The 11585-nt window shown below is 65.7% G+C and carries 12 protein-coding genes and 1 tRNA gene; 7 read left to right on the forward strand and 6 right to left on the reverse strand.

Translation table 11 applies throughout. The annotated features are described in order from the left end of the window. Position 1: 1 nt before the first annotated feature. From pth to VFZ97_17160, 4 genes are all read right to left on the reverse strand, one after another. On the reverse strand, positions 2-601 hold the full coding sequence (gene pth, locus VFZ97_17145; protein ID HEX6395163.1) for an aminoacyl-tRNA hydrolase: 600 nt from the start codon (positions 599-601) through the stop codon (positions 2-4). Further along, entirely contained in the window at positions 602-1321 is a 720-nt protein-coding gene (locus tag VFZ97_17150) for a 50S ribosomal protein L25 (GenBank protein ID HEX6395164.1), read from the reverse strand. Positions 1322-1600: 279 nt separating this feature from the next. Next, positions 1601-2629: a ribose-phosphate diphosphokinase gene (locus VFZ97_17155; GenBank protein HEX6395165.1), complete on the reverse strand. Its 1029-nt coding sequence runs from the start codon at positions 2627-2629 to the stop codon at positions 1601-1603. After that, entirely contained in the window at positions 2616-3719 is a 1104-nt protein-coding gene (locus VFZ97_17160; protein HEX6395166.1) for an NTP transferase domain-containing protein, read from the reverse strand. The genes VFZ97_17155 and VFZ97_17160 overlap by 14 nt, the downstream gene beginning before the upstream one ends. A gap of 124 nt (positions 3720-3843) precedes the next feature. On the opposite strand from VFZ97_17160, the gene VFZ97_17165 reads away from it, so the two are divergent. The 5 genes from VFZ97_17165 to VFZ97_17185 all read left to right on the forward strand — a co-directional run bounded on the left by VFZ97_17165 (position 3844) and on the right by VFZ97_17185 (position 7573). Then, a tRNA-Gln gene (locus VFZ97_17165) sits at positions 3844-3919 on the forward strand. Between the two features lie 536 nt (positions 3920-4455). Continuing rightward, positions 4456-4995, forward strand: coding sequence for a SigE family RNA polymerase sigma factor (locus tag VFZ97_17170; GenBank protein ID HEX6395167.1), 540 nt, complete (start codon positions 4456-4458; stop codon positions 4993-4995). Further along, entirely contained in the window at positions 4988-5623 is a 636-nt protein-coding gene (locus tag VFZ97_17175) for a hypothetical protein (protein ID HEX6395168.1), read from the forward strand. The genes VFZ97_17170 and VFZ97_17175 overlap by 8 nt, the downstream gene beginning before the upstream one ends. 381 nt (positions 5624-6004) lie before the next feature. After that, positions 6005-6877: an oxygenase MpaB family protein gene (locus VFZ97_17180; GenBank protein HEX6395169.1), complete on the forward strand. Its 873-nt coding sequence runs from the start codon at positions 6005-6007 to the stop codon at positions 6875-6877. A gap of 3 nt (positions 6878-6880) precedes the next feature. Beyond that, positions 6881-7573 (forward strand): helix-turn-helix domain-containing protein, encoded by a 693-nt coding sequence (locus tag VFZ97_17185; GenBank protein HEX6395170.1) that lies wholly within the window; start codon positions 6881-6883, stop codon positions 7571-7573. Here VFZ97_17185 and VFZ97_17190 read toward each other — a convergent pair. Then, positions 7503-8447 (reverse strand): S1C family serine protease, encoded by a 945-nt coding sequence (locus VFZ97_17190; protein HEX6395171.1) that lies wholly within the window; start codon positions 8445-8447, stop codon positions 7503-7505. The genes VFZ97_17185 and VFZ97_17190 overlap by 71 nt on opposite strands. A gap of 46 nt (positions 8448-8493) precedes the next feature. Here VFZ97_17190 and VFZ97_17195 point away from each other — a divergent pair, with 46 nt between their 5' ends. Then, positions 8494-8931, forward strand: coding sequence for a helix-turn-helix domain-containing protein (locus VFZ97_17195; GenBank protein HEX6395172.1), 438 nt, complete (start codon positions 8494-8496; stop codon positions 8929-8931). A 12-nt stretch (positions 8932-8943) separates the two neighbouring features. Here VFZ97_17195 and VFZ97_17200 read toward each other — a convergent pair whose 3' ends face one another. Further along, positions 8944-9927: a hypothetical protein gene (locus tag VFZ97_17200; protein ID HEX6395173.1), complete on the reverse strand. Its 984-nt coding sequence runs from the start codon at positions 9925-9927 to the stop codon at positions 8944-8946. A 150-nt stretch (positions 9928-10077) separates the two neighbouring features. On the opposite strand from VFZ97_17200, the gene VFZ97_17205 reads away from it, so the two are divergent. After that, the gene (locus VFZ97_17205; GenBank protein HEX6395174.1) at positions 10078-11583 is read left to right on the forward strand and encodes an ABC transporter substrate-binding protein; all 1506 of its coding nucleotides are present in this window, start codon (positions 10078-10080) and stop codon (positions 11581-11583) included. Positions 11584-11585 lie beyond the last annotated feature (2 nt).

The following is an 11585-nucleotide window of genomic DNA, read 5'->3' on the forward strand; positions in this document are numbered from 1 at the left end:
TTCACCCATTGAACCGGTTCTGGGCGGAAGAAACGCCGTGCTCCAGGATCCATTCGACCGCGTCCGCGGCGACCTCGATGCTCACGGCGAGCTCCTCGCGGTCCTTTCGGGAGGGTGCGTTCAGCACGTGGTCGGCACCTTTTTCCTTGCCACCCGGAGGCTTGCCGATCCCGATACGCACCCGGCTGAACTCGTCGGAGTGCAGGTGCGCTTTGATCGAACGGAGACCGTTGTGGCCGGCTAGTCCCCCGCCGGCCTTCACCCGCACGACTCCCAGCGGCAGGTCAAGCTCGTCGTGAACGATCACCAGGTCGGTCAGATCATCGATCCCGAACCTGCGGACGAGGCGGGTGACGGAACGGCCGGACTCGTTGACGTAGGTCTGCGGGAACGCGAGAGCCAGCCGGCGGCTGTCCACGCGCACCTCGCTGACGAGAGCATCCTCCTTGCCGCGTTTGAGGCGACCACCGTGCCGCTTGGCAAGGAGTGCGACCACGTCCGCGCCGGCGTTGTGCCGGGTGTGCGCGTACTCGGCGCCCGGGTTGCCGAGCCCGACTGCCAGAAGGTCCGAAGGGGTGCCGGACCGCGCCCGGCCGAGCAGCTAGCCCTCCTCGGACTGGGAAGCCCCCTCGCCGGGGGCCGCGCCCTCGCCTTCGCCGGCTCCGGCCCCCGCAGCGGCCGCCTCGCCCTCGGCAGGTGCTCCCTCGGCAGCAGCTTCGGCGGCTTCGGCAGCTTCGGCTTCGATCGCTTCGATCTCGGCCGCAGCCCGGCTGAGTGCGCCCTGGGCGATCACCTCTTCGGAGCTCACCTCGGTCGTCACGCCGGCGGGAAGCTTCAGGTCGCCGACCCGAATGGCCTCACCGATGGTGAGGGCGGAGATGTCGACTTCGATGTGGCCGGGGATCTTGTCCGGAGTCGCCTTCACGGTGAGTGAGTTGAGTTGCTGCTCGACCAGGCCGCGCTCTTGCTCGACCGCCTTCGCCTCACCGGTCAGGACCAGCGGAACTTCGGCGGAGATCACCTCGTCGCGGCGGACGATCAGGAAGTCGACGTGAAGAACCGTGTGGCGAACCGGATGGCGCTGCAGCGAACGGGCGAGCGCCAGATGGGTCTCCGAGCCGATCTTGAGGGAAAGAAGCTGGTTGAGGCCCGCCTGGCCTGAGAGCGCGTGCCGGAGCTCGCGCCCGTCGACCGACACCGACCGGCCCTCTGCTCCATGCCCGTACACGACGGCCGGGATGCGTCCGGCAGCCCGCAGGCGGCGCGACGCCGCCGAGCCGATCGTTCGGCCGGCCTCGGCCACCAGAGTTACTTCAGCCATCGAAACGCGCTCCTGCCACGGGGATACGACGAGGGGACCGGTGGAGTTTAGCGGGTTGGGCCGGCGTGGCCTTTGGCGGGTGTGGCCGGCGGCGCGGGGCGTGGCCGGCGGGCGGGTGCGGCCGACGAGTCGGGGCCGGTTCGGGCAGCGGTGGCCGGTCGCTTCTGGGTGTAACTCTGCGCTTCGGGCGTGGAATTGAGCCGTAGGGTGCTCGTTCTTACGCCCAAACGTGAAATGGCCAACCCGGAAGCGGCATGGGCAGGCGGCGCCGGCGACGCCCTAGGTCTGGTTCTCTCCGCCGAATATCTGAGAAACCGAGCCATCGCCGAAGACGGCGGCGATCGCGTCGGCGAAGACACGAGCAACAGATACGACCTCGATCTTGTCGATCTGCTTCTCGGGAGGGAGCGGGAGGGTGTCGGAGACGACGACGCGAGTTATGGGCGAATTCTTCAGCCGGTCCGCAGCCGGGTCCGAAAGCACGGCGTGAGTTGCCATCGCCCAGACCTCGGTAGCGCCCTTGTCGAGCAGGATCTCCGCCGCGGCGACGATGGTGCCGGCGGTGTCGACCATGTCGTCGATCAGCACGCACATTCGGCCTTCGACGTCACCCATCACATCCAGCGCTTGGACCTGATTGACGAGGTCCTTGGGGCGGCGCTTGTAGACGGCGGCCACATCGACGTCCGAGCCGGCGTGCCGTGCGGCCTGCTCGGCCACCTTGGTCCGCCCGGTATCCGGGGCGACCATAACGAAGTCGCCGCTCGGGGCGTTCTCCCTCAGGTAGTCGGTCAGCAGAGGAACAGCAGTCAAGTGGTCGACCGGCCCGTCGAAGAATCCCTGGATCTGGCCCGAGTGCAGATCGACCGACATGATCCGGTCGGCGCCGGCTGTGCTGAAGAAATCGGTGACCATCCGGGCGGTGATCGGCTCTCGTCCCTTCGACTTACGGTCCTGGCGGGAGTACCCGTAATACGGGCAGACCGCGGTGATCCGTTTCGCCGAAGCCCGCTTGGCCGCGTCGATCATGATCCATTGCTCCACGAGCGAGTCGTTCACCGATCGCCCCGGGGTATGCCCGTGGGACTGAATGATGAAAACATCAGCCCCTCTCACCGACTCGGTGAATCGCGGACGGATCTCACCGTTGGCGAAGTCGACAATGTTGGGGTCGCTCAGAGAAACGCCAAGGTTGCTGGCGATCTCCTCGGCGAGGGCCGGATGGGTGCGCCCGGACAAGACGTGGAGCTTGCGAGTGGGCACGAGCTCCATGTGAGCGCTGCTGTCGTCGAAATCAGCGTGTGTCATCTGCCCCTCCAGTGAAGCACGGACCGGTGACCGAACCGGCGCCAAGCTTCGTTCCGGGAGGCAGGTAGGCCCAGGGACCCACTTGAGCTTCCGCCCCAATTTCGCAATTTCGCCCAATCGTGGCGGTCACCACTGCCCGCGCGCCGACCGTGCAATCGGCGAGCTGGGTGTTCGGACCGAGCTCAGCTCCGACTGCAACCGTCGTGTTTCCCTGTAGATGGGTCCCGGGGTACAGGACCACGTCCTCCGAGAGCTCCACGGTCGTGTCCACGTAGGTCGCTTCCGGATCGACCATCGTCACTCCTCGGCGCATCCAGCGTTCGTTGATCCGGTCTCGCAGCTCGGCTTCGGCAACCGCCAATTGGTGCCGATCGTTGACGCCCGCAGCTTCCATCGGATCTTCGATTACCACGGAGGTGACCGCGTAACCAGCGTCGTGAAGGACTCCGATCGCGTCGGTGAGGTAGTACTCGCCCTGTGAATTGTCGGGGCTGAGCCGCCTGAGCGCCGGCGCGAGCACGGAGCGCCTGAACACGTATATCGAGGTGTTGACCTCGTCCACGGCCAGTTCGTCTTCGGTTGCGTCCCCCTGCTCGACGATGCGAGAGACCATGTCGTTGCGGTCCCTTACGACTCGTCCGTAGCCGTGTGGGTTGGAGAGTTTCGCAGTCAGGACGGTCGCGGCGACATCAGCGCGACGGTGCTCGCGCACCAATGCCGCAAGGGTCGGGGGCCTAAGCAACGGCGTGTCCCCCGGCAGCACAACAATGTCCGACTCGTCGCCTTCGTCGGGAAACGCCGACAGAGCGACCAACACCGCGTCACCGGTGCCGCGTTGAACGCGCTGTTCGACGAAGTCAACCTCGAGGCTTGGAGGCGCTTGCTCGCCGACCGACTTGATCACCCAGGGCGCGCCGTGACCGACGACGACAACCGCCCGATCCAGTTCCAGCTCCGCGAGCGCATACAGCACGTGAACGACCATTGGCCGGCCGCACAACCGGTGGAGCGGCTTGGGCCGCTCGGAGCGCATGCGGGTGCCTTCTCCCGCGGCGAGGACGACGGCCGAAAGGGTGGCGTCGCGCGACATGGCTCTTTTCTACCAACCCCACGGCCACGACATCGCCCGGGCGGGACCCAACCCGCCCTCCTCCGCGACGCGGGGTACCAACCCCACGGCGGCCGTACGATTATGCGAGCCTGGGGCCCCGCGGTGGCGGGTAGTTCAATTGGCAGAACACCGGACTTTGGATCCGGATGTTGGAGGTTCGAGTCCTCCCCCGCCAGCCACAACGGTCCTGCTCAGACGCACCATCGCTGCCTGAGCGACCCGGAGCGGGTCTTCAACGGATTGTCAACTTGCCTCCAAGCCACGCCACCGGGAGGTTCGCGCCGGCCACGGTATTGGACCCAGCCGTTGAACAGATAGGCAAAAGCAGGGCGTGACCCCTAGATAACGCCTCGACGTTCGACGCTGTTCCTCCCAAATCCAGTGGATCTCGAGCAAGTCGGACGTGTAGAGGAAGCACCGGTTCAGTGCTGCCCACGTCTCGGTCGATTTATTACCTGCCCGTCCCACTGGTTCGTTGGAGCGTCGGGATCATCCGGTGACTGTGGTAGGAGATCCAGTCCCATTGGGCGGCGTTGACGTTATGACGACATCTGGCGATGGAAGCCGCCCCAAAAAGAAGGTTCCCGGGAATCGTCTGCCACACCATTTCTGGCTGCATGCCTGTCGAGGTGGTCCCATCTCAGAAAAAAAGGGCTGGATGCTAAGCGAACTATTTGGTCCGAAAGTGTGAGCTGATTGGGAAGGCCATGGCATCATGTGCGACATTCGGTACAAGTCCTTCGCTTCGGCCAGGGACTCGAACGGGACTGGCGGAGATTTCGGCGCTCTCGTCGCAACCGAATACCAGGGCCTGCTCGGCTTGGCGTTCGCCCTCACCGGATCCTGGTCGGCCGCTGAAGACATCGTCCAAGAAGCGTTCGTTCGTGGACATCAGAGATGGTCGAAAGTCTCCGCCTACGACCGTCCGGGCGCGTGGTTGCGCAGGGTGGTCATCAATCTGGCTCTGTCGGCCAGGCGCCGTCTCTCCCGCGAAGCGCTCGCCTACCTTCGACTTGCCAACACCAGAGCGGACGACCCGGGTGGGGACGTGGAAGCTGATCTCGAGTTTTGGAGGACCGTCCGGTGTTTGCCACGTCGGCAGGCGGAGGTGGTCGCCCTGTACTACTGGGAAGACCTGTCGGTCACCGAGGTGGCCGCGATCCTCGAGATACGGGAAGGGACAGTGAGAGCGCTGCTCCATCAGGGACGCCGTCGGGTGGCGAGCGCACTCGGAGTAGAGGCACCAGATGACTGAAGTTGACGACCTCGGCAAAACAGCGACACTGCACCTGAAGATCTCGGCCGGCCGCAAACCTGTACCGGACCTTCGCGCTCTCGAAGCCAGGGCAGGCCGCCGCCATCGAACAGGGGTAACCATCGTCGCGGCAATTTTCGCCCTTGCCGCCGTCGCGCTGATCTTTCCGCTCGCTCTGCTCAATTCAGGTAGCCAGAACTCTGTCACCATCGTCGGCAACCCGTCATCCTCCACGACAACGGTCGCACCCAACCCTGGGGTGACCTACCCGGCGACACGAGTTGCCACCGACCCGCAAGGATGCCCGCTCGCAACTCCCCTGCCACTCACCAAAGACGCCGACGCTCAAGCGGCCGCGATAGTCGCAGACGACCTTCAGTCGGGGGGCAACCAGTTCGGCGGGCCTTACCAGATCCAGAACGTGTACAAGGCGACGCCCCCGCCCTCTCCGGAAGCGCAACCGCACGCCGCCATCCCCTACACCCAGTGCGACCCCGGGGTGGGGGCCGACACGATCATCGTCGAGGTGTACCTCCCCAAGGCCTTGCCAAGCGCGAGCCTGTCCCAGCTCGCCTTCTTCGTGTCCCGTTTCCGTGAAGGTTGGAGGATCTGGTTCATCTACCAGTAGCTCGTTCATCCATGATCTTCGAACTTGGCCACCATGTCCACCGGCCCGCCGATCACATCGTCATCCCCGGCGAGGACCGTCTCGAACGCCGTGCAGAGCGATGCGATAATCACTTAGCGCAGCCTATTTCCCTAATGATTATTCGAATGATGTGGATTTCCATATCAGCGACCAACGCGGTTCAAACGCTCCTTTCGCTCTTCCTTTTGACGCCTATGACGACCCTGTAAACGGAGGAGCTGGGTGTATCTGGCGTCAGGGGCGAAAGAAGGCCGCTTTCGTCCAAGTAGCTGAGCCGTTGAGCCTCATAGATCATCCGGGACCGAGCAGCTCATCGAGCCGTCCCCCCGGCAGACCCCCGATGAGACTAAAATCATCTCTATGTCTCAGCGCGCCAACGCCGTGCCGGCGCCACGGCCGCTCGGTCCCGGTTCGTTGCTGTGGCGGTATGCCGGCGACCACCGCCTCGGGTTCACCGGGCTGTCGGCCGGAATCCTGCAGCTGATGCACCCGGCGATCGGGGCCGGCGTGGCGGACCACTCGAACTTCTTCGACGATCCTTGGGACCGGATCGTCAGGTCCATTCCCCAGATCATCGGCGTCGTTTACGACCCCGATCCGGAGACGCTCGGACACAGGGTCCGGGATCTGCACCGCAAGATCAAGGGAATCGACGAGCAGCAGCGGCGCTACAGCGCGCTGGAACCGTCGACGTTCTGGTGGGCGCACGCCACGTTCCAATACGCGGTGGAGCAGTTGATCGACCGCTTCGACCGGAAGCAACTGAACGACGCAGAACGCGAAGAGCTATACCTCGACGGGGTCGAGTGGTATCGACGCTACGGGGTATCGATGAAGGCGGTGCCACCGGACTGGGACTCGTTCCGCGCAGCGTGGCGCAGATATTGCGACGAGGTTCTGGAGATGACTCCTGCAGCAGAGCGGGCGGTTGAGATGGCGCTCAACGACCGATCGCTCGGCGTGCCGTTCCTCCCGTGGTGGACGAAGCCGTTGCAACCAGTGGTCGTTACGCCGGTCCTGCAGCTGACGGCAATCGGTGGCTTGCCGGGACGGGTCCGTCGCCGCTTCGGAATTCCATGGCGGATCGACCAGCAGATGCAGTACCGGTCGCTCCAGCTCGCCACCCGCGAGTCCTGGCGCTTCGTACCCGAGAACCTTCGCTACGGGCCGACCGCGGCCGCTGGTCGCAAAGCCGCCAGAGAAGCGGCTGCGGCGAGCGCAGCGGTGGCCTGACCAGTGCCGCGCAAGGCCGCGATTCTCGACGTGACCGCGATCATCGCCGGGGTCGGGGGAGTAATCGACGTAAACAGGATCGAAGACGAGGCGACCGATTCAGTCGTCGACGCGGCCGCAGAACTGCTGGCACGTTACGGGTTACGCCGCTGGAGCATGGATGATGTCGCCGACGTCGCGGGAGTCGGCAGAGCCACTGTGTATCGCCGATTTGCGAGCCGGGAGGACCTCGTCCACGCGACGATCGCCCGTGAAATCAACCGCTTCTTCGCTGCCATCGCGCGGGCCGTCGCCGATGCGGAGGGGGTGGAGGAAAAGGTGGTGGAAGGTTTTCTGGTGGGAATGCGGATGGCCACCGAGTCGCTCGTCCCGGGACTGTTCGAAAACGACAAAGCCACCGCCCTCTCCCTCTTCACCGCCGCACCCGTGCTCCACCTGGGCCGGGCGGCGCTGGTGTCGCAGTACGAGACGCTCACCGGAGAGACCATGGATGGCCGCCGGCGCGCGGAGGTCGAGCTGGTTGCGGAGGTGCTGGTGCGCCTCGCGATCTCCTTTGTCCTCATGCCGGGGTCCGTCGTCGACTTCGAGGACCCCGGCGAGGCGAGAGCCGCGCTGACGAGGATCGTCAGACCTCTTCTGCAGCCCCCGCAAAACGAACCACGACCTCGACGTCCTCGACGCCCCGCACGACGGTAAGCCGAAGGATCCCGTCGTCGCCCACCGCATCAACTGCGGCGAGAAGCTCGTCGGTGGTGGTTACCGCCGACCCTCCGGCGGCGACGATCAGGTCGCCCCGGGTCAGGCCCGCCTCCGCAGCGGGGCTGCCGGACGCGACCTCTCGCACGAGGACGCCGTCCCGAGCGGGGAGCCCTACCGCCGAGCGGAGCCGCGCGGCCATCCGTGACGGAGCCAGGCCGACGCCCAGGCGCCGGCGGGTCGGTGCCTCACCCTTCGACAACGAATCGACCTTCGCCCGCAGCCCTGTCCCTGCCGGAACGGCCAGGTAGAGACCGTCGCCCGTCCGGTGGGTGTTGATGCCGACCAGTCGCCCCTCGAAGTCGAGCAGCGGCCCACCCGACGAGCCCCGGCCGAGGGTCGCGCTGTGCTCGATCCCGTCGGAGATGAGCCGGCCTCGGGGACCGCGAAACGCGCGACCGACCGACGAAACGGTGCCGAACGTAACCCGGACTCCCCCGCCTGCCGCCAGGGCAACGCCGAGAACGGGCGTCCCCAGGCTCAACCGGCCAGCAATCTGCGGATCCCACGGGACAGCAGGCGAGCCGGCCGTGTCCACGTTGACGACTGCGATGTCGGCGTCGGCATCGGCCGCTGCCACCGTGCCGACCGCGGAACGGCCGTCAGCGAAGGCGACGGTTATCTCGCCACCGCGCAAGTTGTGGGCGCTGGTCAACACCTGGCCCTCGCCGATGACCAGCCCGCTTCCCCGCCCGTCGCGCCCGACCCTTACGACCGAGCGTCCAACCTTCTCCGATACGGCGCCCGCAACCCCGGGCAGCTCGTCCACCAGTGCCATCACGACCTCCATCGTCTCCTGTAGAGTGACTTGCAAGATGCAAGTTACCAGCGAGCTGGACGATCCGGCTAAAAATTTGGATATGCGCCCCCGTCGATCCGCGACCGACGCACGCCGCGCCCTCGCCGGCGCCCTCGAACGGGTCGGCGACCGGTGGTCGCTACTTGTTGTGGACGCCCTCGCCGGCGGTCCGCGCCGCTTCGCCGACCTTCAGGAGGAGCTCCCCGGTATAGCGACCAACGTCCTGGCCCAGCGGCTGCGCCGGCTTGAGGCCGAACAGATCCTGCTGGCGACGCCGTACTCCCGGCGTCCTTTGAGGTACGCCTACGAGTTGACCGAGGCGGGAACGGCCCTCGGCGGCGCGGCGAGGATCTTGGCGCAGTGGAACTCCGACCACGGAACGGCCGACGAGCGGACCCCGTCGCACGAGCTTTGCGGGACTCCGATGGAGGTCCGGTGGTACTGCCCGACTTGCGACCTGCCGGCCGACCCGGGCAGCGACGAGATTCTCTGGGTCTGACCTAGCAGGGCGTTAGTACGGCTCGACGTTCTCGAAGTAGCGGCGAGGGTTGCCTTCCATCATCGCGGTGACTTGGTCGTCGGTGACCCCGGCCTCGCGAAGAGCGGGGAGCACGTCGTTGGAGATGTGCTCGTAGTGCCAGTTCGGCATCAACGTCTTGACGAGATCGGGGTTGAACCAGTCGATGTAGCACGAGGCGTCGTGGGCGAGTACCATGCGGTCGGCATACCCGTCGAGGCACAGCGCCGCGATCGTGTCCACCCGGTCGGCCGTCGGCAGCAGCACCTCGGCGCCGAAGCGATCCATCCCCAGGATCGAGCCGGCGTCGGCGAGTTTCTTGAGGTAGTCGAGGTCGGTGGAATCGCCACTGTGCCCGATGACAACACGGGTCAGGTCGACACCCTCATCCTGGAAGACCTGCTGCGCGATGAGACCGCTCTGGTTCCCGGGGAACGTGTGGACCGTGATGGGCGCGCCGGTCGCTCGGTGGGCCTTGGCGACGGCGCGAAGAACCCGCTCGACCCCCTGGGTGAGGCCGGGCTGATCGATCGCGCACTTCAGGAACGCGGCCTTGACGCCGGTGCCGGCGATCCCCTCGGTGATGTCATTGACGAACAGGTCGACCATCGGCTCGTCCCCTCCGATCGGGGTGCCCGGGCCGACGTAGTGGAAGTTCGGGGGCAGGTCGTCGTAGGTGTACAGACCGGTCGCGACCACGATGTTGAGGTCGACCTCCTTGGCGATCCTCTGAATCCTCGGGATGTACCGCCCGAGCCCCACGACCGTGGGATCGACGATCGTACGGACGCCAAGCGCGACGAGGCGATTGAGCTTGTCGATGGCGTCGGCGACTCGTTCCTCTTCGTCCCAGGTTGACGGGTAATTCGGATAGTTCTGCAACAGGTCGGGCGTGAGTACGAATACATGCTCGTGCATGAGAGTGGGCCCAAGATCGGATGCGTCGATCAGCCCGCTAACCGTGTGAACCTGAGTCATTCCCGCTGTCCTCCCCGTTGCTCGGTCGGGACTGTAGCTGTCCCGGCTGGTGGGAACCTGGCCTAGAGGGTTCCGGCACGTGGCAGCGAAACTGTTCTGCCTGACACCTTTTGGGTGTCCGCGCCTGCTGTAGTACCGCCTGGGAGGAGTATGAAAAAGAACGGAGTCGTCGCTGTCCTGGCCGCCGTTTGCCTCCTGGCAGCGGGGTGCGGTGCCAGGCTCAGCAAGGCTCAGATAGAAGCCCTCAACCAGGCTGGTACCGGGGTCGGTGCGGGAGCGTCGGGGAATGCCGGATCGGCATCGGGGTCCTCGGGCACGGGTGGTTCGGGCACTGCGTCGGGCAGCACCGCGTCGGGGTCGGGCGGAGCGTCGACAGGTGGAGCCGGCTCCGCGGCGGGAGGCGGTTCGTCAGGCGGCACCGGCGCGGTGGCGGCCGGTGGTGGCGGCGGCGGTGGCGCGTCCGGCGGGCTGACTGCGGCCGGCGGGAAGGTGTGCACGGCAAGCGCGCAGAGCCACGACCCGGGCGTGAGCGCGTCCGAGATCGACGTAGGAAACGTGAGCACGCTGACCGGTCCGGTCCCGGGCTTGTTCCTCGGAGCCCAGCGCGGAACGCAGGCCTTCGCGGCTTACATAAACAGCGTCGGCGGGGTGTGCGGTCGCAAGATGGTCGTGAAGTCCGCTGACGACAACTTGGATGCGAGCCAGAACGCCACCGCGACCCAGTCTCTTGCGGGCCAGGTGCTCGCCTTCGTGGGTTCGTTTTCCGTCGACGACCAGGGCGGTGCCTCGGTCATGCAGCAGAACGGCATCCCAGACATCGGAGAGGCCCTGAGCCCTCAGCGGTTCAATCTTCCGAACAACTTCTCGCCGCAGCCTGAGCCAGTCGGTTGGAACATCGCGCCGTACGTCTACTTCAAGCAGAAGTATCCCGACGCGGCCTCGCACATGGCCTACTTCACCGAGAACAACGCGACCGCCCAGCAGACGGGTCTGGCGGAAGTCGCCGGATTGAAGTCGATCGGGTACCAGTTCGTTTACTCGGAGGAGGGAATCGAGCCCACCCAGACCAACTTCGACACCGAGGCGCGCAACATGCAGTCGCACGGTGTGAAGGGGATCGTTTTCCAGGCGACCGCCTCGGTGTACGCCGACATGGCGAAGTCGCTTTACAACATCGGCTATCTGAGCTCGATACAGCTAGCCGACTGGGGGGCGCCGGCTTATGACCCGTCGTTCATCGCGCAGGCCGGCCCGGCAGCGAACGGAGCGATACTCGAGCAGAGCGAGGCGATGTACAGCGGGGAGGACGCGGCCTCGGTTCCCGAGGTCGGCCTGTTCGACAAGTGGTACCAGGCGCTGTACCACAGCGCGCCCGACATCTTCGCCGTGTACGGGTGGTTGTCCGGCATGCTCTTCGTCCAGGGCATCAACGCCGGCGGTGCTCCGACGCGCGCGGCGCTACAGAGCGGATTGTCGACCATCACCCAGTTCACCGGTGGTGGGATCGTGGCGACCGACAACCCCGCGAAAAAGACGCCCGCCTACTGTTACATCATCATCGACGTGGTCAACGGCAAGTTCGTCCGCGACCCGGCCGACCCGCCAACGGGATTCGACTGCGCCAACACGCCGAATTACTACCTGACCAACGCGTGATC

This window comes from Acidimicrobiales bacterium (assembly GCA_036378675.1).
Classification (GTDB): Bacteria; Actinomycetota; Acidimicrobiia; order Acidimicrobiales; family Palsa-688; genus DASUWA01.